This window comes from Cobetia sp. MMG027 (assembly GCF_027947415.1).
Taxonomy (GTDB): Bacteria; Pseudomonadota; Gammaproteobacteria; order Pseudomonadales; family Halomonadaceae; genus Cobetia; species Cobetia marina.
This window is the reverse complement of record NZ_JAQJIO010000001.1, coordinates 1-22463: the sequence shown is the minus strand read 5'-3', so window position 1 is coordinate 22463 and position 22463 is coordinate 1. Positions and strand designations below refer to the sequence as shown.

Below are 22463 nucleotides of genomic sequence, written 5' to 3'. Positions count from 1 at the left end.
GTGAGGCTGCATGGCGCATCAACCACGGTGGATGCCACGGGGCCGCGCAATGCTCGACGCTCATGCGCGGCGACGCTTGCCTTGGCAGCGCCCTTCGGATTAGGGATGATGAGGGCCATCAGTGATACGCCTGACTGCCGGGCCGGAGCAGCACGACCACAAGGTTCTGCCTCCCGCCACCATCCTTGCCCGTTTCCCCCGCCAGGGGGCAACGGCCTTCATGCAACAAGAGAGTATTCAATGGACGCGACCACTCTGACGCGCGATTTCCACCTGTGGCAGCGTTTCTCCAAGCAGGATCGTCTCGAGCGCGAACACCGTGCTGCCCGTCGCAAGATTGCCGAAGCCGGCACCATGGCGACCCGCATGATTCAGGCCTACCAGAGCATGGCGGCCAAGGGTGCCTCGGAAAACGCCTGCTACCGCACGATCTACAAGCACAAGGATGCCCAGGGGGATGTCCTGGTGCGCGAAGGTTGGCTGAAAGTCCGCCGGATCGTCGCCGAAGGCGGCACTACCCGTCTGCGTGGCACGCTGATCACCACCTTCAGTCTGGCAGATGGCGAGCGGGAGCCTGCCGATGCCGAGGTGGAGAAGCTGACGCTGGAGGTCTATGACGAGATCGTGGCCGGGACTCGCATGAAGCTCGCCTGCAAGGTCGATCGCTGCGATGGCGAGGGTCAGACGGACTTCATCACCTTCCTGGACTCGGTGCGCGGCGACCTGAAAGAGTGGCTGTGATGCCGTGAGCATGCTGGCATCAGGGCTCTGACATGAGGGCTTGGCATAAGGGCCCTGGCATAAGGGCTTCGACATGAGGACTTCGACATGAGGGCTCTGAAACGGAGCCGGCGGCGCATTGTTGCCAATCCGGAACAACAGCTGGGCCTGCTGATGCGGTGATGAGCTCACTGCCCCCTGGATGAACAAGGCACGACGTGATTCCTGATCCGGGAGGACGCCGTGCCTTGTCACATCCCGCCATCATTCAGCGCAGGATCTTTCACCCCCCCGCCCCATCCGGCTTTCTTGCCAGTCACTTCGCCTCTGTCCCATCCTGCCCGCCTGCTGCCAGACAGGCGTCTTTCCGCGCGCCAGTCACACGCCCGCCTCTCGATCGGGGCCTTGCATCAGTGGTTGCGACAACAGCAACAAGTCGTTACTCCCGGTGCAGGAAACTCCCTTGATCAGCGTGACTCTCATCTTGCAGACGCTCATCGTTCATCAAGTATCGGAGTCATTCCATGAATGCCATCGCCCCATCTGCCTATCACACCCTCGAAGTGAAACCGCTTGAACAGGTCACCACCTCACGCCTGCCTCTCCAGCCTCTGGGCGACATCAACATGGACAGCCCCGCCAGCGAACTGCTGACCGATTTCTCGGTGACCGCGGGTCGCAGCATCCAGGGGAGCGCCTCCATCGGTCAGGCGCTGGCGACCATGAAACAGGCAGGCGTGCGTCTTCTGCTGGTGCATGATCACGACGGCACCTTCACCGGCGTCGTCACCTCCCGCGAGCTACAAGGCGGGCGCGTGGTGATGCGGGCCATGACACGCTTCGATGTGCAGCGTGATGAAGTCACCGTCGACATGGTGCAGGTGCCACGCGCCGAGCTGCACGGCATTGCCCTGTCAGTGCTCAAGCGCGCCAGGGTGGGCGATCTGGTCGAGACCCTGCGTCAGAGCGGAGAATCCCACCTGCTGGTCACGGAAGAGGACAGCGATGGCCACCCCTGCATCCGTGGTTTGATCGCGGCATCTCGTGTCGGGCAGGCCCTCGGACTCCACCTTGAGCATCCCCCGGAAGCCCGCAGCTTTGCCGACATCTGCCGGGCGGTACTTGGCAAGTACGAGTGACATGAGCACTTGGCACCAGACGCCTCAGCCCTTGTCATCAAAGACGCCCATGAATCCAGCGACAGGTTGCATAGATCACTGCGCCAAGGCGCTGGATTCAGGAAATCCTCGACAGGACGGCGTATGATATAGTCGACAGATATCGCTTCAACGCCATCCAACCCGTCTGGCGACCCGCCACTGAAAAGAGGCCAGAAGCTGCCAGAGAGGATTCCCGCCATGCCCTTGAGCTCATTGCGTAATCAACTGTTCAAGCAACGCCACGTCGAGGTGCTTGTCATCAAGCAGATCGACGGCGAACTGTTGCACGTCTGTGGCGTGGGTGTCCTGGAAGGGTCTGGCAGCGTCAACCACAAGCGACGTGAACTGTCCCGCGACAACCACGCCTTCCCGGTGCGCATGCATGAAGGCAACCAGGTCCTTCAACCCCAGGACTTCAATCGTCTGGTGTTGCTGGAAGAGGTACAGCTTCACCCCCGGGGCTGCCGTCCCAGGGAAGCCGTATCGCTGGAGGTGGAGGGCCACCGCTACCGCGTCGCCCATACCCCGATGCGTTGCTGGCACTTCAAGGGCCTGTTGAAGATCGAGCGTACCCAGCAGGGCCTGCTGCTGAGTACCGAGGACATGTCCCTGATTCGTGCCAAGGCGCTGCGTCGTCCCGCTGCCTCGTCGACCAGCAGCGTCTCGCCTGATCGCACGTCGTCGCTTTCCTCATGGCGCAACGGTGACACCAGGTCACGTACCGGGCAGCAAGGGCAGGGAACTGGCACCACGCCACGCAAGACTCCGCTTGAGCTCTACCCCGGGGCTCGCGAGCTGGAGCTCGAGCCGAAATACTGAGCCCCTCTCTGCAACCCGCCTTATCTCACAAGACGCCCAGCCTCTGCTGGGCGTCTTGCGTTGTGGATGCCAGATCGTGAATGGCAGGTCGTTCATTGCACGGCGTGCCTTGCATCATGGGTATTGCATATTGGTCGGAACCCGCAAGACAGTGCGGGAGGATGACGGTATTCTCGCAGAACTGTCCAAGCGTTCAGGAGGTTCACTGCCCCTGTCCGCCCGCGTTTCATGACTCTCCTTCACTTCAGGATAGGCCTGCCTCATGCGCCGAATGTCCGTCCCGCTGTTTCTGCTCATCCTGATACTGGTCGCCCTCAATCTACGACCGGCGCTGTCCTCGCTGGCCCCCCTGCTGGATCGCATCACGCAGGATCTTGGCCTGAGCACACTGGCCGCCGGCCTGCTGACGACTCTGCCGGTGATATGCCTGGGACTGTTCGCGCCACTGGCACCCCGCCTGGCGGGGCGACTGGGGGCGGAGCGTACCTTGAGTCTGGCGCTTGTCATCCTGGGAATCGCCTTGTGGCTGCGCGCCAGCGACCTGACCCTCCTTCTCTATCTGGGGACCTTGCTGTGCGGTGGCAGTATCGGTATCGCGGGCACCCTGTTGCCCGCCATCGTCAAGCGCGAACATCCCGAGCGCGCTGACCTGTTCACCGGTGTCTACACCATGGCGCTATGCCTTGGCGCCGCCCTTGCCGCAGGGCTCAGTGTGCCGCTGGCCAACTGGCTGGACAGCTGGCAGGCCTCTTTGAGCTGCTGGGCATTGCTGGTGGTGATCGCCCTACCGGTCTGGCGTCTGAGCATGCCGCACCCCTGGCCTCGGCGCCTGCCGGCCGGTCAACATGACGCGCCACGCCTGTGGCACCTGCCACTGGCACGACAGATCACCTTCTTCATGGGCTGCCAGTCATCACTGGCGTATATCGTCTTCGGCTGGCTTCCGTTTCTGTTGCAACAACGTGGCTTGAGCGATGTCGAGGCCGGCTGGCTGATGGCCGCCTCGGTGATGGCCCAGGTACTCACTGCCCTGCTGGCGCCGGTGATCGGGCGCATGGGACGGGATCAGCGTCCCGCCATCCTGCTGCTGCTTGCCTGTTCGGCGGTCGGCTTGCTCGGCCTGATGGTCGGCCCGCTGTCACTGCGCTGGCTGTTCGCCGTACTGCTGGGCTTTGGTCAAGGAGGCAGCTTCTCGATGGCGCTGACCTTGCTGGTACTGCGCAGCAACGACGCTCGCCTGGCCGGGGCGCTGTCGGGAATGGCGCAAGGCACCGGCTACATGCTGGCGGCGCTCGGCCCGCTGGCGGTGGGCATACTGCTTGAATTCACCAATGACCTTGACGTGATCGCCTCGCTGTTCGCGCTGATTCTCATCGCCGCCGCAGCGCTGGGTCTCAAGGTCGGGAGACGTCAGCGCATCTGTCTGCGCGATGATGGCAGCCCCGAGGTCATCGACGGCTGAGTCCTCTGCTGCGCATTCTTCATCTCTTCCCTGCCCCGCCCTTTTGCCCAAGCGGTTGCACGCGCTGACGTGATGTTCGAGCGTGCGCCCGGCGAGGCCTGTTGACGCGAGCGTCCCGCTCCGGCATTCACACGCTGACGTGCTGATGTCAGCCTGCCTGATATCGACCAGACCTGTCATGCACCTCCAAGTGATAGATTCTATCGATTCAACAATTACGATTAATTTATATATTCCGAATGTCTCATTTGGATTATTCCTGCCTGACCCTACCCTCTGAACTCGCGTAGTAAAACAACGTACTTCACGGTACCTACTTCGCGGCACGTACTTCACAACAACAAGCTCACACTCAGAGGTGAAAGCCCATGTCCTGCCCCCGCAACAGACTGTCCTCCTCAGGCTCGGGAGATATCACATGTTGTCATTGATCGGCGTCGCCATCATCGTGGTCGGTCTGGCACTGCGCTTGAACGCTCTGCTGGTGGTCCTGGTGGCAGGCTTTGCCTCGGGACTCGTGGCCGGCATGACGCCCACCGAGATCCTCGGCGCCCTCGGCCAGGCCTTTACCGACAACCGCGCCGTGTCACTTTTCATCATCACCCTGCCGGTCATTGGCCTGCTGGAGCGCAATGGCCTGCGTGACCAGGCCGAGCATCTCGTGCAGAAGCTGCGTGCCGCCAGTGCCGGCCGCATCACCCTGAGCTACCTGCTGCTGCGCAAGGTGACCAACGCCTTCGGGCTGCAGCTGGGTGGGCACCCGGCGATGATCCGTCCGCTGGTCGCGCCGATGTCGGTCGGTGCCGCCGAGCGCGACCTCTCCGAGGAAGCCGTGGCCTCCCCCCGCTTCAAGACCCTGAGCCAGCGCATCCGGGTACTCAATGCCGTCAGCGAGAACTTCGGCAACTTCTTCAGTCAGCTGATCTTTGTCGCCTCGGGCGGCCTGCTGCTGATCAAGAGCGTGCTGGACAAGAGCGGCACCAGCGTCAGTCTCGCGGACATGGCGCTCTATGCCATTCCTACCGCACTCGTCTCGCTGGTCGTGGTCTTCATCCTGTGTCGCCGGCTGGACAAGCGCATCCAGCAGGAGCATCGACTGCTGCGCGAGGAGTATCCCGCCTCCCCTTTGCAGGCAACCCCCGCGTCAGCCCCTGACAGCTACACCACTCCCGTGACGGAGAGCCACTCATGAGCGGTATCGATGCCCTTTACCTGATCACCGGCTTCGCCGTCATGGTGTTTGCCCTTCTGACCCTGACCGACCGCGACCATCCGCGTCGCCTTGGCACCAGCGCCTTCTGGATGATCTTCGGGATCAGCCTGGCCTTCGGCCAGTGGCTGCCCAATGTCGTGGTCGGCCTCGCCATGCTCGCCATGGCGCTGCTGGCCGCCACCGGTCAGCTCGGCTTCGGCAATTACGGACAGCTCAGCGATGAAGCCCGCCAGCAGCGCCGCCAACGTCTGGGGTCTCGGCTGTTCATTCCGGCACTGGTGATTCCCATCGGCACCTTCCTCTACACCCTCACCACCGGGCAGAGCGCACTGGTCGGGCTGGGGCTTGCGACCGTGCTGGCGTTTGCCGTTGCCCTGCTGCTGCTGCGTGAGCGCCCCGGCACCGGCATGCAGGAAGGTCGTCGCCTGGCGGATGCCATCGGCTGGGCCGCCATCCTGCCGCAGTTCCTGGCCGCGCTCGGTCTGCTGTTCGATCAGGCCGGTGTCGGCCAGACCATCGCGGGGCTGGTCTCAAGCGTGGTTCCCGATACCAGTCTCATCGCCTGCGTGATCGCCTACTGTGTCGGCATGGCCGTGTTCACCATGCTGATGGGCAACGGCTTCGCCGCCTTCGCCGTCATCACCTCCGGGATCGGCTATCCGCTGGTCATCGCCCTGCATGGTGGCAATCCCGCCATCGTCGGCGTGCTGGGGATGCTGTCGGGCTATTGCGGCACGCTGATGACGCCCATGGCCGCCAATTTCAACATCGTGCCGGCGGCGCTGCTGGAGCTGGATGATCGCTATCACATCATCCGCGCCCAGATCATTCCGGCGCTGGTGATGCTGATGGCCAACATCAGCCTGATGCTGCTGCTGGCATTCTGATTCGTTCTCATGCTTACCCGCGCATCGATCACCGCCAGCAGTGGCCTGCGGTGATCGATGCCAGTCAAGGAGTCTCCCATGTCCCGTCTGCTTCTCTGTGGTTTCGAGCCCTTCGGCCACGACAGCGTCAATCCGGCACTCAAGATCATCGAGCAGCTGGAGGGTCAGACCCTGGCCCTGCCGAATGGCTCATCGGACAGTGTCGAGATACGCACCTGCCGCGTGCCGGTGACGCGCTACGCCGCGATCGAGAGCGTGGTGGAGGCCATCGAGCGTCACGCCCCCGATACCGTGATCATGCTGGGCCAGGCGAGTGGTCGCAGCGCCATCACGCCGGAGCGCGCCGCCATCAATCTGGATGACTACCGCATCAAGGACAATGGCGGACACCAGCCGGTGGATGAACCCATCGAGGTCGCAGGGCCCGATGCCTGCTTCACCACCCTGCCCATCAAGGCGATGGTCAATGATCTTCAGGCAGCGGGTCTGCCGGCCAGCGTCTCCTATACCGCCGGCACCTTCGTCTGCAACCACCTGTTCTACGGCGTGCAACGCCATCTGGCGGACAGTCCGATCCGCTCCGGCTTCGTGCATATTCCGGCGCTCCCCGAGCAGAGCCTCGATGGCCGACTGCCGACCATGAGCCTGGAGAGCCTGCTGGAAGGCGTGCGCGTCCTCTGCATCAGCGCCATGACCCATCAGCAGGATGTGCGCATCGGCGGTGGCAACATCAGCTAGCCCTTCCGCCGCCACCGCACTCGCTGCTGACCTGGTCATCCCCTTGGCAGCACGTCTCACCCGCCAGCCGGCATGCGTTACAATGCCGGCTTTCCCATTTCTGGCAGGTGGATACGATGACTCCCGAGACACACATCCTGGTGCTGTATACCGGCGGTACGCTGGGCATGGTCGAAAGCGAGCAGGGCCTGGTGCCGGCCGGAGACTTCGATGCGCGTCTGCGAGCAGCGCTGGAGGATCTGCCGCCCAGCCGTCGTGGCCGTCTGCCCGCCTTCACCCTGCGCGAATTCCCGCAACTGATCGACTCCTCCTCGGCGACGCCCGCTGACTGGCAGCAGATCGCGGGCGAGATCGCCGATGCCTATGACAGTTTCGATGGCTTCGTGGTGCTGCAGGGCACCGACACCCTCGCCTGGACGGCGTCAAGCCTCGCCTTCCAGCTCAAGGGCACCGCCCGCCCGGTGATCGTCAGTGGTGCCCAGCTGCCACTGGAGGCCGACGGCAGCGATGCTCTTGCCAATGTCGAACTGGCCCTCACCGCCGCCGCCCAACCGACCCTCAATGAGGTGGTGGTCGCCTTCGGCGGTCAGCTGCTGCGCGGCGTGTGCACCCGCAAGTGGTATACCCAGGATCACCGCGGCTTCACCACTCCCAATGCGCCCCTGCTGGGCGAGTGGGTCGATGACCGTGTGGTGGTCTATCCGGGTCGTCTGATGGATGACCAGGGGCCGGCCTTCGAATTGCCGGATTACGCCTGCCTCGGCCAGGATGCCATCATCCGCCTGCCGCTTTACCCCGGCATCAGCGCCGAGAGCGTACGAGTGCAGTTGCTGCGCAGCGAAGTGAAGGGCGCGGTGCTGGAACTGTGGGGCAGCGGCAATCTGCCGGCGGATGCCGAGCTTCTGGGCGTGCTGGCCGATGCGCGCGGCGAAGGCAAGCTGCTGGCCGGCATCAGCCAGTGTCCGCATGGCCCGGTCAGCATCGGCCACTATGCGGCAGGCGCGGGCCTTGCCACCATCGGGGTACTGTCCGGTGATGACATGACGCTGGAGGCCGCCTTCACCAAGCTGCTGCATCTGGTCGCGCTCAATCAGGATGAGGACTGGCAGCGGGAACGCTTCCTGATGCCATGGGTAGGAGAGCGCGCCAGCGGCCTGCTGTAATCAGATACCGCCGTTAGCTTCATGACAACGAAAAGCCCCGACAGGCATGCCTGTCGGGGCTTTTTCATGCAGTGACTCAAGACTGGCCGACGCGATATCGTCAGCCGCCGCCTCAGCCGGTGTTGCGCAGACCGGCCGAGATACCGGCCATGGTCACCATCAGGGCGCGCGACAGCTCGGCGGAGATGGCGCCATCGGCGTCCCGGTTGCGCTGCAGAAGCTCGGCCTGCAGGCCATGCAGCGGGTCGATGTAGGGGTTGCGCACATCGATGGCCTGACGGATCAACGGCATGTGCTCCAGCAGCGTCTGTTGATCGCGGATCTCCAGCACCACCTTCTCCAGACGCTCGAGACGATCACGCAGCGACTGCCCCAGCTCCTTGAGCGCCGGCTCATCCACCAGACGTTGCTCGTAGTAGGCCGCCGTCGAGAGATCCGCCTTGGACAGCAGCATCTCCAGCATGTCGACATAGGTGGAGAAGAACGGCCAGTCGTTCATCATCTCGCGCAGGATTTCCAGCCCACCCTCTTCCTCGAGCCGATTGGCGAAGGCTTCGCCACTGCCAAGCCACGCCGGCAGCATCAGACGAATCTGGGTCCAGGCGAAGATCCACGGGATCGCCCGCAGCGTCTCGACGCCTCCGTCCTGACGACGCTTGGCCGGGCGTGACCCCAGCGGCAGGCGCGCCAGTGCCGTCTCCGGCGTGACCGAGCGGAAGTAAGGCACGAAGTTCGGGTCCTCGCGCACCACTCCGACATAGGCCTTGTGCGCGACGTCCGCGAGACGATTCATCTCGTCGCGCCATTCCTGACGCGGGGCGGGCGGCGGCAGCAGGCTGGCCTCGAGCACCGCACAGACATAGATCTCCATCGAGCGGCTGGCGATGTCCGGCAGGCCGAACTTGAAGCGGATCATCTCGCCCTGCTCGGTCACGCGCAGGGAACCGGTCACCGAGCCCGGCGGCTGCGAGAGGATCGCCGCATGTGCCGGACCGCCCCCGCGACCCACCGTGCCGCCACGACCATGGAACAGTGTCAGTTCGACGCCGTGCCGCTTGGTGACATCCACCAGCGTCTCCTGGGCACGATACTGTGCCCAGGCCGCCGCCAGCTGGCCGGCATCCTTGGCGGAGTCGGAATAGCCGATCATCACTTCCTGACGATTGCCGGCGTGCTTGCGATAGATCGGCATGCCCAGCAGCGTGTCGATGACCGGGCCGGAGCGATCCAGGTCGTCCAGGGTCTCGAACAGCGGCGCGATGGGCAGGCGCACATCACCGCCCACCTCCTTCATCAGCAGCGCCACCGCCAGTACATCGGAGGCCTGGCCCGCCATCGAGATGATGTAGGTGCCCAGCGCCTCACGGTGTTCACGCGCGATGACCTTGAAGGTATCCAGCACTTCGCGGGTATCGGTGGAGCATTCCCAATGACGCGGGATCAAGGGGCGCTGACCGCCCAGCTCCCTGGCGAGGAATTCACAGCGCTTCTGCTCATCCCACTCGAAGTAGCTGCCCATGCCCAGCGACTGGGTCAGCTCGTCGAGCACCTGGGCGTGGCGCGTACTTTCCTGACGGATGTCGAGCTTGGTGAGAGTCACGCCGAAACAGGCCACGCGGCGCAGCGTGTCGAGCAAGGCGCCATTGGCGATGGTGTCCAGTCCCACGTCACACAGCGAGCGGTAGCAGGCCAGCAGCGGTGCATAGAGCTGCTCACGCGTCTCGATGATGTCGAGCCCCTCGTGACGCTTGCCGTCCAGGCCAGCCTTGGCCCAGTCACGGGTGCTTTCCATGCGCAGGATCAGACGCCGCAGGATCTCGCGGTAAGGTTCCGCCACATCGCCGGCCTCGGCACGCAGCGCCGCGGAGCACTTCCACATGGAGAGCTCGGACTTGAGCTGCTCGAGATCCCGCAGGTAGAGATCCGCCGCCATCCAGCGACCCAGCAGCAGCACGGTGCGGGTGACCCGCGCGGTGACATTCGGGTTGCCATCGCGGTCGCCCCCCATCCAGGAGGCGAAGCGCAGGGGCGCGGCGTCCAGCGGCAGACGCTCGCCGGCCGCCTCCAGCGTCATCTCGTCCAGCTGACGATGGAAGTCAGGCACCGCCTGCCACAGCGAATTCTCGATGGTGGCAAAGCCCCACTTGGCCTCGTCCACCGGGGTCGGGCGCTCGTGACGGATCTCGTCGGTATGCCAGGCCTGGCTGATCAGCTCAGAGAGGCGTGCACGCGCGAGCGTCGCCTGTTCCGGGCGATCACAGGCACCTTCCATCTGGGTCAGGCAGCCTTCGATGGCATCGTACTTCTGGATCAGGGTACGGCGGATGACTTCCGTCGGGTGGGCCGTCAGCACCAGCTCGACGCGCATCGCCGACAGCTCCTCGACGATCTTCTGGGCACTGAAGCCACGCTCACGGATACGCGTGATCAGCTCGCCCAGATCCGGCTGACTGCCGGGACGATAATCCTCGACACGCTTGAAGCGGCCGCGGTAGTGCTGCTCGGCGATGTTGGAAAGATTCAGAAACTGATTGAAGGCGCGGGTGACCGGCAGCAGATCGCTGTCGGGAAGGTCGCGCAGGTAATCGATCAACTCGCGACGGGCCGCGAGGTCGCCTTGCTGGCCTTTCTTGGCCAGGGCGCGGATGCGTTCGATACGCTCGACGAAGTCATCGCCGAGATCGGCCGCGATGGTCTGGCCGAGGTTGTCCCCGAGAATGCGCACATTGTCGCGCAACGATTCATGCAGGTCGTGACTCATGCAACCCTCCTTGGGAGTGACGGTGCCGCCGCGGGAATCATCCCCTGTCATCAGGGGCATTCAATTGACAGATCCATGACGGGCTCGCGGCCCGTCGCAAGCCGTGCGCCATCTGACACGGAGACTGGCACAGAGATCTGACGCATGCCCCAAACGAAAGGCCCGCGGCGCAGCAGACCGGAAAGCAGGACAAGGCACTTGCCCTGATCGCTTACCATCAGCATACGACCGCGGGCCTTGGCTCCACAATCCGACTATCGCGTAAACTTACTACATTTTCTTTCTGCCGCCTGACGACGGCATCACATCACCTGACAAGCGGAGTCACCGCACGCGCGTTCGACGAGCCATCCTCGAGGCTCTCGGACTGACTGGCCGCCCGCTCCCGGCGCTTGGCCTCATCCCAGTGCGCATCCATCTCGGCGAGACTGGCCTCCTTCAGCGAACGCCCCTCTGCCGCAATCGCGGCTTCCACATGACGGAACCGGGACGCGAAACGGGCATTGGTCGCCCGCAGCTGCTGCTCCGGGTCCGCCTTGAGCGTCCGCGCCAGATTGACCACCGCGAACAGCAGATCCCCCACCTCCTCACGCGCATGGGCCTCATCGCCCTCGGCCAGCGCTTCCTCGACCTCGCCGAGTTCCTCGCGGATCTTGTCCAGCACACCGGCAGTGTCCGGCCAGTCAAAGCCCGAACGTGAGGCCTTCTTCGAGAGCTTGGCCGCCCGCGTCAGCGCCGGCAGGCCCAGCGGCACGCCATCCAGCACGCTGACGTCAGCGGCCTGGCTGGCAGATGGCTCGCCGGACTCCTGCTGCTTGAGGGTCTCCCACTGGGCATTCAGCGACCCTGCGTCCACCTCATGCGTGGCGATGCCCTCACGGCGCGAAGCCAGGGTGCCATCCGGGAAGACATGCGGATGGCGGCGCAGCATCTTCTCGGTGAGCACATGAATGACGTCATGGAAGTCGAAACGCTGCTGCTCGCTGGCGATCTGGGCGTAGAACACGCCCTGGAAGAGCAGGTCGCCCAGCTCCGCCGGCAGCTCGTCGAGTACCTCGGCATCTGCCGCGGCCCGCTCGATCACGTCGGCGACTTCATAGGCCTCCTCCAGGGTGTGCGGCACCAGGCTCGCGTAGTCCTGCTTCAGATCCCACGGACAGCCGTACTGCGGGTCACGCAGCACGGCCATCAGAGTCAGCAGGTCCTCAAGGCCATGGCGTCCGGGGGGAGTTGCGGCACTCATGACTTGTTGCCACCGACCCGCAGGCGCTTGACGTCGATGATGTTGGGCAGCTGCTGGATACGTGCGAACACGCGTCCCAGCACATCGAGGTTCTCGACCTCCAGCGTGATCCTGAGCGTGGCGATGTTGTCGAGCTGGTCGGTGCGCGTATTGACCGACAGCACATTGACCTTGTCGCCACTGAGCACATTGGTGACATCGCGCAGGAGCCCCGAGCGGTCCCAGGCCTGGATCTCGATATCCACCGGATACTGGCTGCGTGACCGCTGGCCCCAGTCGACATCGACGATGCGCCGCGGCTCGTCCGAGCGCAGCTGGATCAGGTTAGGGCAGTCCTGACGATGCACCGTCACGCCACGCCCCTGGGTGATGAAGCCGGCGATCTGATCCCCCGGCACCGGATGGCAGCAGTTGGCCATGGTGGTCTTCAGGTTGCCGACCCCCAGCACCATGACGGCGTCCGGCTTCTCCTTGCCCTGCGGCTTGCGCTGACGCAGCAGGCGCTCGAGCTGCTCCTGATCATCGGTGTCGCCGAACAGCTGCTGCGCCTGATGCAGCACCTGGCCGACCCGCAGGTCCCCCGCGCCGATGGCGGCGTACATGTCATCACGCGTCGGATAGTTGACGGCGTTGGCCAGCTTGTCGCGATCAAGGTTCTCCAGCGCCAGACGCGAGAATTCCTTCTCGAGCAGCGCCTTGCCCTCGTCGACGTTCTGATCCCGCGCCTGGAGCTTGAACCAGGTCTGGATCTTGGCGCGAGCGCGCGAGGTGCGCACATAGCCCAGGTTGGGGTTGAGCCAGTCACGACTCGGCCCGCCCTTGGTGGCCGTCAGGATCTCGACCTGCTGGCCGGTCTTGAGCTTGTAGGTCAGCGGCACGATACGGCCGTCAACCTTCGCACCACGACAGCGATGCCCCACCTCGGTGTGCACGCGATAGGCGAAGTCGATGGGCGTGGCGATCTTGGGCAGGTCGATGACGTGCCCTTCCGGCGTGAAGACATAGATGCGATCAGGCGCCACGTCGGAACTCAGGCCCTGACGGATGGACTCCTGTCCCCCGCTCTCGCCGACCTCGTCCTGCCATTCGAGCACCTGACGCAACCAGGCGATCTTGTCCTCGTAGCTGCGACTCTTGTGGCCGACGTCGTGGCCCTTGTAACGCCAGTGGGCACACACGCCCAGCTCCGCCTCCTCGTGCATGTCGAAGGTGCGGATCTGGATCTCGATGACCTTGTTGCTGGGCCCGACCACTGCGGTGTGCAGCGACTGATAGCCATTCTTCTTCGGATTGGCGATGTAGTCATCGAACTCGTGAGGCACGTGGTGCCAGCGCGAGTGGACGATGCCCAATGCCGTATAGCAGTCACTGACGGTGCCGACGAGAATCCGCACCGCACGCACGTCATACACCTGCGAGAAGGCGATGCGCTTGATCTTCATCTTCCGCCAGATGGAGTAGATGTGCTTGGCGCGGCCGGCGACATCGAAGTGCTTGATGCCCTGATCGCGCATCAGACTGCGCATCTCGACCAGCAGATCGGCGATGTAATGCTCACGCTCCAGACGCTTCTCGGCCAGCTGCTTGGCGATGTTCTTGTACTCGGTCTCCTCGCGGTAGCGGAAGGACAGATCCTCCAGCTCCCACTTGAGCTGACCGATGCCAAGACGGTGAGCCAGCGGGCCATAGATGTCGAAGACCTCATTGGCGACCCGCATGCGCTTCTCGCGCGGCGCATCCTTGACGTGACGCAGGGCGACGGTGCGCTCGGCGATCTTGATCAGCGCGATGCGCACGTCATCGATCATCGACACCAGCATCTTGCGCAGGTTGTCCTGTTGATCGTGCTGCGCCATGCCATGACTGGGCGCCTGCAACTGACTGATGGCGGCCATGTTGAGCACGCCCTCGATCAGGCGTGCCACCTCGGCACCGAAGTGCTTGTCGATGGCCTCAAGCCCCAGGTGCCCCTCACGCACCGCGCGATAGAGCACTGCCGCCACCAGCGCAGGCTGGTCGAGTTTCAGCTCCGAGAGGATATCCGCCATCTCGAGACTGAAGCGGAAACTGACCAGCGGCTCACGCCAGGGCTTGTCGCCACGCGCATCCGCCTCACGCGCCACCTTCAATGCGACTTCACAGGCTCGCACCATGACCTCGGCATTCACCGACGGGACTTCCTCGCGCAGTCGCGCGACCCACACCGGGATGTCCACACCACCGCTATCGGTCAGCGGCTGATCTTCGCGCACCTTGACCATGACCCTATGTCCTTGAATATCTTGCCATCTTGATGACAGCGCCCGGGGGCGCCGTCTCAGTCTTCCATCCGCTCCAGCAGCAGCATCGATTCCAGATGTGCCGTGTGAACGAACATGTCCGCCATCAGCGCACGCGTGACACGATAGCCGGCGTCGGTGAGCATCTTCACGTCACGCATCAACGTGGTCGGGTCACAGGCGATGTACAGCACCCGTGCGGGTGCATGGGAGACCTTCCCGGCATGCAGGTGACGTGCCAGCTCATCGCATAGAGGCTGAGCGCCATCGCGCGGCGGGTCCAGTACCAGAAGGTCGATACCCTCGAGTGATGGCAGCGCGCGACTGAGGTCGGCGCGTCGAGCACTCACCTGAGGCAGCGCGTTGTGCTCGGCATTGGCGATCAGCTGATCCACCATGCCCTGGCTGCCTTCGATGCCGGTTACCTTCGCGGCCCCCGCTGCCGCCACGGCCAGCGTGAGATTGCCGACTCCGGCATAGAGGTCCATGACCGCAAGGCCACTGACGTCGCCCAGCCAGTCCAGCGCCGTATCCACCAGGCGCTGATTGAGCGCGGCATTGACCTGCACGAAGTCACCCGGCGAGAAGGCGAGACGCAGTGTCCGCTCGCCGACGCGCACGGAGTAGGCGGCGTCCGGCGTGCCGGCCAGCCATTCCAGCACCACCGGATCACGCCCGACTCGCCAGCCGACCACCAGCCCATGCTGTTCGGCAAAGGCCTGCCAGCGCTCGGCATCACGCGGCACGGCCTTGAGCTGTCGAATCACCAGGATGACCTGGTCATCCGCGGCCGTCAGCTCCAGATGCCCCAGACGCTTGGGCGCTTCCAGCGTATTGATCAGCTCGCGCAGCGGCGTGATCAGTCGATCCAGCGCCGGCACCAGCACGCTGCAGCTCTGGATATCCACCAGCTGATTGCTGCCACGGCCGCGGAAGCCCAGCTGGATCTCGCCGCTGTCCGTGACGCGCACCCCGAGGCGTGCACGCCGACGATAACGATGCTCGTCCTCGCCCAGTGGCTGGATATCCGCCAGCGCCACGCCATTGCGCTGTGCATGCTCACTGAGCACCTGCACCTTGTGGGTGCGCTGGGCCGGCAATGCCATGTGCTGGAGATCACAACCACCACAGGTGCCGAAGTGCGCACACGGCGGCGTCACGCGACTCTCGGCAGCATTGTCCCGCGAGCGCACATGCGCCTCGTTGAAGCGCTTGTGGGTTCGGTGGATGGCCAGCGTGACCCGCTCACCGGGCAAGGCCTGGTCGATGAACTGGGTCTTGCCGTTCTCGTCATGCGCGACGCCTCGCCCATCATGCGCCAGACGTTCCACCGTCAGCCATTGGCTGTCGGCATCACTGACGTTGCGCGTCTCGCGACTGGCCACTTCCTTCTCACGACGCGTCGGTTTGCGCGCTGGGCGTTTCTGTCCGAGCAGTGCCATCAGAGGTCATCTCCGTGGGTGTAGAGGCCGGTCGACAGATAGCGGTCGCCACGGTCACAGACGATGAATACGATCACCGCGTTCTCGACCTGCTCCGCCACCGTGAGCGCCCCTGCCAGGGCGCCGCCGGAGGACACGCCCGCCAGAATGCCTTCCTCACGCGCCAGACGGCGCATGCAGACTTCGGCGTCCCGCTGAGCGATATCCAGGGTGCGGTCGATGCGCGAGGCATCGAAGATGCGCGGCAGATAGGCCTCGGGCCAACGACGGATGCCGGCGATGCTGGCGCCGTCCGCCGGTTGCAGTCCCACGATCTCGATGGCGGGATTCTGCTCCTTGAGATAGCGCGAGGTACCCATGATGGTGCCGGTCGTGCCCATGGAGGAGACGAAATGCGTGATGCGTCCCTGAGTCTGTTGCCAGAGTTCCGGTCCGGTGGTGCGGTAGTGCGCCAGGGGATTGTCCTGATTGGCGAACTGATCAAGGGCCTTGCCCTCGCCACGCGCGATCATCCCATCGGCGATGTCCCGCGCGTGCTCCATGTTGTCTGCCTCGATCAGCGTCGCGCCATACGCGCCCATGGCCTGCTTGCGCTCGCTGGAGGCAGTGGAGGGCATCACCAGCACCATGCGGTAGCCCTTGATGGCCGCGACCATCGCCAGCGCGATGCCGGTGTTGCCGGAGGTGGCTTCCACCAGGGTGTCACCGGGCTGGATCTCGCCACGGGCCTCGGCTTCATTGAACATCGAAAGCGCCGGACGATCCTTCACGGAACCCGCGGGATTGTGGCCTTCCAGCTTGGCCAGCAAGACGTTGTTGCGACCGGCGGTGATACGCGTCAGGCGTACCAACGGCGTATTGCCGACGACATCGGCAAGACTGGGGAATTCAGTCGCGGCAAGATCCGCGGGGTCACTGACATGAGACATGAGGGGCAGACTCCAAGGACGCGCCCGGATACTCCGATGCTGACCGTCAGGAGGCAGCATCGAGACCTGAGACAATCGGGGCCACGTCGGGGGTGTAGAAGATGTGCGCAGTATATCGCTCCCGCCACCTCCCTGTCAGGGCGCGAACCATCGCATCACTGCAGTCTGGAAGGTATGCTTGAGCCTGGCTTTCGCACGCCGCTCGTCGCTGGCGGCTGTGCGGGCCTTGCACGCAGGCCCTCGGACACGTCACCTCCGGAAGGTGCGGCGCTGCAACCCTGTTTTCCTCTTCCTGCGGCATCCGAGTCTCTGGCTCGCTGCCCCGTCGCGATGGACTGCCATGCTGCTTAGAACCCGCTTTCAGCTCGCGTTGCTTCTGCTGCCGCTTGCCACGAGCCTGCTGTTCAGCCTCTATGTGGTGGATCGTGAGATCAGTCGTGAACGCACCGCCATGATGCAGCGTCTGCAGGCCAGTGTGCAGGCGATCATGCCCGGGCTTGCCAATGCCGCCCTGGAAGCCGACGACCAGCGTCTGCATGAACTGGCACAGATGCTCATCGATCAACGCGACGTGCGAGGGTTGACGCTGCGCACCCCCGAGGGTGGCACCCTGCTTCACATGGGGCCGAGCCAACGTCCACAGACAAGCTCGCTGCTGGAAAGCGACGCCTATCCGCAAGCCCCCGACGCGCTGGTGCTGGTGACACCGGTGATCGACCCATGGCGGGAGGCACGACGCGGAGACCGCATCTCCTGGCTGATTCTCGAGGCCTCCGATACCCGTATCGTGCTGCACCGCTATCAGCTGCTGGTCGGCTATGGGCTGGCCAATCTGGTCTTCGGACTGGCACTGCTGCTGTTCGCCTACCATGCCTCACGTCGCATGCTGCAGCCCTTCCATGACCTTGGCGAAGCCATGACCCGCCTCGCGCGCGGCGAGACTCACCAGCGTCTGCCGGTGCAGGGGAATGACGACATGAGCGAGCTGGCCGAGCACTACAATCTCAGCGTCGAGCAGCTCAAGCGCGCGCGGGAAGACATGCAGGACCAGATCGACCAGACGACGCGTGACCTGCACGAATCGATGGAAACCGTCGAGATCAAGAACATCGAACTGGACATGGCCCGCCGCAAGGCGCTGGAAGCCAACCGCATCAAGTCGGAATTCCTCGCCAACATGAGCCATGAGATCCGCACGCCGCTCAATGGCATCATCGGCTTCAGCAACCTGCTGGGGCGCAGTGACCTGGACAACCGCCAGCGCGACTGGCTGGGCCACATGCAGAACGCCTCCTCCTCGCTGATGTCATTGATCAATGACATCCTGGACTTCTCCAAGATCGAGGCCGGCAAGCTCGAGCTCGAGAAGGTCCAGATGGACATCGAGCCGCTCATCGAGGAAGTGCTGGCGATGCACGCCCCGGAAGCGCATCGCAAGCATCTGCACCTGCTGGGGCTGGTCTACGATGACGTGCCACAACGCTTCGAGGGTGACCCGCTGCGCATCAAGCAGGTAGTCACCAATCTGGTGGCCAATGCGGTCAAGTTCACCGAGCAGGGCGAAGTCATCGTCCGCGTGATGGTGGATGACCTTTCCGGCAGCAGCACCCGCCTGAAGATTGCCGTGGCCGATACCGGCATCGGCATGGACAGTGCGCAACGCAACCGCCTGTTCCAGGCCTTCTCCCAGGGTGACCCGTCCCGCGCCCGCCAGTTCGGCGGCACCGGCCTGGGCTTGATGATCTCGAAGCGCCTGGTGGAGCAGATGGGTGGCGAGATCCAGGTCGAAAGCCTGCCCGGTCATGGCTCCACCTTCCTGTTCAGCGTGCCGGTGGCCGTCAGCAGCATCGAGGAGCGCCCGCGCGAGATCGTCTTCGATCATCAGCGCATCTGCCTCATCGAGCCACACCCGGCCACGCGCCGCGCCCTGAGCTACCTGCTCTCGCGCTGGTCGCTGGACCTCGTCGGCATCGAGGAGCAGCCTGATCTCGTGGTAGTCGCCCTGGAAAGCCGTGACCTGAAGCGGCTGGAGGAATGGAGTCAGCGCCTCAAGCACCTGCCGTGTCGCGTGCTGTGTCTGCTGAATGCGCCACTGCCGGCCAATATCGAGGACCTGCAGCAATACGGGATCGACGAACTGCTCAGCAAGCCGGTCACACGCCTGCAGATGCGCCACAAGCTGGCCAACCTGCTGCATTCACCGCGGCGTGACACACCACGCCTCCAGGAGCTGCCGGCCTTCACGCCGCTGGAGGATGGCACCACGGCCGGGCGGCTGACGCCTGATCTTTCCGCTCCGCTCCCGGAGCGCTCGCCGGCATCGCCGCGGGCCCCCGAGGCGCCGCCTGCCTCCCCCATGCCTGACGGGCTGCCTCAGGCTGCCACGCCTGCGGAGACGCCGAACATGACGCGCAAGTGCGTGATGGTCGTCGATGACAACCCCTCCAATCGCCTGCTGGCCGAGGAACTTCTCACCGACATGGGACTGGATACCCTGGCCGCCCAGAGTGGCGAGGAAGCGTTGGCCCTGGCACAGCAGCAGCCGGTGGATGCGGTACTGATGGATATCCAGATGCCGGGCATGAACGGCCTGGAAGCCACCAAGGCTCTGCGCCATCAACAGCGCATGCGCCATGAGCACCTTCCCGTCATCGCGTTGACCGCGCACGCCCTGGCACACGAGCGCCGGGAGCTGCTGGCCGAGGGCATGGATGACTACCTCATCAAGCCGGTCGACGAGCACCTGCTGGCCAACATGCTGAGCCGTCACCTTGGCATCACGCTCAGCGTGCCGAAGACCCCGCCACACGACACGGCCCCCGCCTTCTCCCCCCTCTCCAGTGCCACTGACGCGGGCAGTATCGAGCGTGGCAAGCGCCCCGAGGGTGCACCTCCCATGCCCGCCGCATTCGAGGGACTGAGCGAGCAGGATGGCGAACTGCCCATCGTCGACATGGCACTGGGCATCGAGATGGCCGGCGGGCGCAAGGCGCTGGCCCTGGAGATGCTGGGACTGCTGATCAAGAGCCTGCCGGAGAGTGAGGTCACCATCCGCAGGGCCTGGGCGGTACAGGATGGCGAGGCCATGCTCGATGGGGTGCACTATCTGAATGGCGCCTGCCGCTACTGTGGCGTGCCGCGCCTGGCACTGCTGGTCGAGGCGCTGGAGACACGCCTGCGGGTCAGTGGCCTGGATCAGCTGGAGGACGACGTCGCCGCGCTGTTCGATGCCATCGCAAGCCTTGCCCAGTGGGCGCAGAGCGAGGAAGCCACCTTGCTCCTGGCAGAGTCGCGCCCCGACGCCTCGGACCGCGAGCGCTGAGCGAGAGCGCTGGTCGAGAGCACTGATGACGGCACCCGCTCTTCGCCACCCCTTTTTCTCTTCCCTTTTCCGCCCCCTCCTCACCATCCCTTTGCCGACAACGACAACGCCACCCTGGCCGCAAGGCGAGGGTGGCGTTGTCATGTCCAGCACTTGTCAGCGGTCAGCGGATGCTCAGCGCTCCAGCACCACGAAGGCGATGGCCTGATCACGCTCATCACTGATCGACAGATGCAGATGACGAATCCCGGCACGTGCAGTCAGCGCTTCCGCCTCATCTGACAGCACGAAGGACGGCTTGCCCAACGCATCGTTCACCACCTGGATCTGGGTGAAACGCATGCCCTGGCGCAGCCCGGTGCCCAGCGCCTTGACGAAGGCTTCCTTGGCCGCGAAACGCTTGGCCAGAAAAGCCGCCGGCTGGGGGTGATCCGCGAAGCGTGCCAGCTCCTGCGCTCCGAGCAGACGCCGAGCGAAGCGCTCTCCGTGACGTGCCATGCCGGCCTCGAAACGCTCGATTCGCGCGATGTCCGTGCCTATCCCGACGATCATCCGCAGCAGCCTGACCCTTGCACGTGCTCATGATCCTCATCGTGCTCATGGTCATGGTCGTGTGCATCCAGCGCTGCCATCAGCCCCGCTTCCTGTCCGGCGATGCACAGGCGCTTCATCTCGATGACGGCCTCCTTGAGGCCGACGAACATGGCACGCGCGATGATCGCATGGCCGATGTTCAACTCGTTCAGCCCCGAGATGCCCGCGATGGCCTCGACGTTGTGATAGTTGAGACCATGCCCGGCATTGACGATCAGGCCCAGCTCGTTGGCGAGCTCGGCTGCAGCCGCGATGCGCTCGAATTCGACACGCGCCGCTTCACCGCTGGCATCCGCGTAGGCACCGGTGTGAAGCTCGACGACTGGCGCCCCGGCCTCGAAGGCGGCCCGAATCTGCTCAGGCTCCGGGTCGATGAACAGCGAGACTTCACAGCCCGCCGTCGCGAGACGCTCACAGGCCGCGCGAATGCGTTCCAGATCCCCGGCGACATCCAGACCACCCTCGGTGGTCAGTTCCTCGCGCTTCTCCGGCACCAGGCAGACATTGGCCGGACGCACTTCCTCGGCCAGCGCCAGCATCTCGTCACTGACGGCCATCTCGAGATTCATGCGCGTATTGAGCACCTCGGCCAGAAGACGCACGTCGCGCTCCTGGATATGGCGACGGTCTTCACGCAGGTGCACGGTGATGCCATCGGCACCGGCTTCCTCCGCGACCAGCGCGGCCTGGACCGGGTCCGGATAACGGGTGCCACGCGCCTGGCGCAGAGTGGCGATGTGGTCAATATTGACCCCGAGCAGGATACGCAGCGGGTGCATGATCAGCTCCTAGCGATGGAGATGGAAAATAGGCATGGCAACAGGTGCCATGACGAAGACAGCTTGCATGACGACAGGATACGATCTGCAGGCAAGGCCCGCATCATCCCGTCTGACGACTTTCACGTCGCCGGGCGGTCAGCTGACGCATCAGTTCACGCGAGCGCAGCGGACGCTCTCCCAACAATGGCGCCAGGGCGCGCCGCGCCAGCCATAGACTCTCGCGCGACAGGCCGGCGTGCCCCCAGTCCTCACTGGCCAGCAGCTTCAAGGCACGCCCCTCGATACCTGCTGCCCCCTCGGGTTGGGCGCGAAAACGCCGCTCGCTGGCGACATAGTCGTAGCGCACGTCGGGCATCAGAGGGGCATCCTCCAGCGTACGAAACTGCGGCAATTGCTCAAGGGCTTCCAGCAGGGTGTATTCCAGTCGCCTGAGCGCCGGGGCGCGACGAGCAGGCAGCGCCACGTCATCCAGGGTCAGCGAATAGAGCGCGAACAGCTCCGGTACCGGCATTTCCACCGGCAAGGTGCGCGTCAATAGCTCATTGGCATAGAAGCCACACAGAAGCCCCTCCCCCGCCAGCAGACTGGCGCTGCCGCCGGTCTCCATCAGGTTGAGCGTCTTGAGATCGCTTTCCCCGCGCCAGGTGACGTGCAGGGGAGTGAACGGCTGCAGTCGCGCCCGCGACTTGCTGCCCGGACGCTGGACACCGCGTGCCACCGCGCGCACCCGACCATGCTCGAGGGTCAACAACTCGATGATGGCACTGGTTTCACGATACGGCTTGCGATGCAGCAGGAAGGCCGGTTGCGGCGTCATCGGACAGGCTCACGACAGAGAGGGCTTGCGGACAGGGAAGATGGCATCCGGCAGAGGCGAACGCCGAGCATCAGGCGATGCTCGACTGATGAGGCCACCCGTGGGGGGGGGGGGGGGGGGGGGGGGGGGGGC

Annotated in this window: 17 protein-coding genes; 9 read left to right on the top strand and 8 right to left on the bottom strand. The window is 64.3% G+C overall.

What is annotated here, in order from left to right; all coding sequences use genetic code 11:
- Nucleotides 1–240: 240 nt before the first annotated feature.
- The 8 genes from PJK54_RS00085 to PJK54_RS00050 all read left to right on the top strand — a co-directional run bounded on the left by PJK54_RS00085 (nt 241) and on the right by PJK54_RS00050 (nt 8162).
- On the top strand, nt 241–741 hold the full coding sequence (locus tag PJK54_RS00085; RefSeq protein ID WP_077372220.1) for a hypothetical protein: 501 nt from the start codon (nt 241–243) through the stop codon (nt 739–741).
- A gap of 503 nt (nt 742–1244) precedes the next feature.
- Nucleotides 1245–1859: a CBS domain-containing protein gene (locus tag PJK54_RS00080; protein ID WP_065392490.1), complete on the top strand. Its 615-nt coding sequence runs from the start codon at nt 1245–1247 to the stop codon at nt 1857–1859.
- A 219-nt stretch (nt 1860–2078) separates the two neighbouring features.
- Nucleotides 2079–2699 (top strand): hypothetical protein, encoded by a 621-nt coding sequence (locus PJK54_RS00075; protein WP_077372217.1) that lies wholly within the window; start codon nt 2079–2081, stop codon nt 2697–2699.
- A 262-nt stretch (nt 2700–2961) separates the two neighbouring features.
- A complete protein-coding gene (locus PJK54_RS00070) occupies nt 2962–4161 on the top strand; it encodes an MFS transporter (protein WP_077372213.1) in 1200 nt (399 codons plus the stop codon).
- Between the two features lie 418 nt (nt 4162–4579).
- Entirely contained in the window at nt 4580–5353 is a 774-nt protein-coding gene (locus PJK54_RS00065) for a DUF969 domain-containing protein (protein WP_077372210.1), read from the top strand.
- A complete protein-coding gene (locus PJK54_RS00060) occupies nt 5350–6261 on the top strand; it encodes a DUF979 domain-containing protein (protein ID WP_077372207.1) in 912 nt (303 codons plus the stop codon). Before PJK54_RS00065 ends, PJK54_RS00060 begins: the two co-directional genes overlap by 4 nt.
- Nucleotides 6262–6339: 78 nt before the next feature.
- On the top strand, nt 6340–6999 hold the full coding sequence (pcp, locus tag PJK54_RS00055) for a pyroglutamyl-peptidase I (RefSeq protein ID WP_271301932.1): 660 nt from the start codon (nt 6340–6342) through the stop codon (nt 6997–6999).
- A 116-nt stretch (nt 7000–7115) separates the two neighbouring features.
- Nucleotides 7116–8162 carry an asparaginase gene (locus PJK54_RS00050; protein ID WP_077372200.1) on the top strand — a complete coding sequence of 349 codons (1047 nt, stop codon included), beginning with the start codon at nt 7116–7118 and terminating at the stop codon, nt 8160–8162.
- Between the two features lie 112 nt (nt 8163–8274).
- Here the strand turns inward: PJK54_RS00050 and ppc are convergent, their stop codons facing one another.
- The 5 genes from ppc to cysM form a co-directional block, all read right to left on the bottom strand.
- Nucleotides 8275–10923 (bottom strand): phosphoenolpyruvate carboxylase, encoded by a 2649-nt coding sequence (ppc, locus tag PJK54_RS00045; protein WP_077372197.1) that lies wholly within the window; start codon nt 10921–10923, stop codon nt 8275–8277.
- A 307-nt stretch (nt 10924–11230) separates the two neighbouring features.
- Nucleotides 11231–12166 (bottom strand): nucleoside triphosphate pyrophosphohydrolase, encoded by a 936-nt coding sequence (mazG, locus tag PJK54_RS00040; RefSeq protein ID WP_077372194.1) that lies wholly within the window; start codon nt 12164–12166, stop codon nt 11231–11233.
- Nucleotides 12163–14427, bottom strand: coding sequence for a GTP diphosphokinase (gene relA, locus PJK54_RS00035; RefSeq protein WP_077372191.1), 2265 nt, complete (start codon nt 14425–14427; stop codon nt 12163–12165). The genes mazG and relA overlap by 4 nt, the downstream gene beginning before the upstream one ends.
- A 56-nt stretch (nt 14428–14483) precedes the next feature.
- Nucleotides 14484–15887 carry a 23S rRNA (uracil(1939)-C(5))-methyltransferase RlmD gene (gene rlmD, locus PJK54_RS00030; protein ID WP_176492962.1) on the bottom strand — a complete coding sequence of 468 codons (1404 nt, stop codon included), beginning with the start codon at nt 15885–15887 and terminating at the stop codon, nt 14484–14486.
- Nucleotides 15887–16816, bottom strand: coding sequence for a cysteine synthase CysM (gene cysM, locus PJK54_RS00025; RefSeq protein ID WP_077372185.1), 930 nt, complete (start codon nt 16814–16816; stop codon nt 15887–15889). Before cysM ends, rlmD begins: the two co-directional genes overlap by 1 nt.
- A 340-nt stretch (nt 16817–17156) precedes the next feature.
- Between cysM and PJK54_RS00020 the strand changes: the two genes are divergently transcribed.
- Nucleotides 17157–20138, top strand: a complete 2982-nt coding sequence (locus tag PJK54_RS00020; RefSeq protein WP_169477170.1) for a response regulator — start codon at nt 17157–17159, stop codon at nt 20136–20138.
- 174 nt (nt 20139–20312) lie between these two features.
- Here PJK54_RS00020 and acpS read toward each other — a convergent pair whose 3' ends face one another.
- The 3 genes from acpS to recO all read right to left on the bottom strand — a co-directional run bounded on the left by acpS (nt 20313) and on the right by recO (nt 22331).
- Complete coding sequence (gene acpS / locus PJK54_RS00015; RefSeq protein ID WP_077372179.1) at nt 20313–20690, bottom strand: holo-ACP synthase; 378 nt, start codon at nt 20688–20690, stop codon at nt 20313–20315.
- Nucleotides 20687–21511, bottom strand: a complete 825-nt coding sequence (gene pdxJ, locus PJK54_RS00010; protein WP_176492960.1) for a pyridoxine 5'-phosphate synthase — start codon at nt 21509–21511, stop codon at nt 20687–20689. Before pdxJ ends, acpS begins: the two co-directional genes overlap by 4 nt.
- Before the next feature lie 103 nt (nt 21512–21614).
- A complete protein-coding gene (recO, locus tag PJK54_RS00005) occupies nt 21615–22331 on the bottom strand; it encodes a DNA repair protein RecO (RefSeq protein WP_077372173.1) in 717 nt (238 codons plus the stop codon).
- Nucleotides 22332–22463 lie beyond the last annotated feature (132 nt).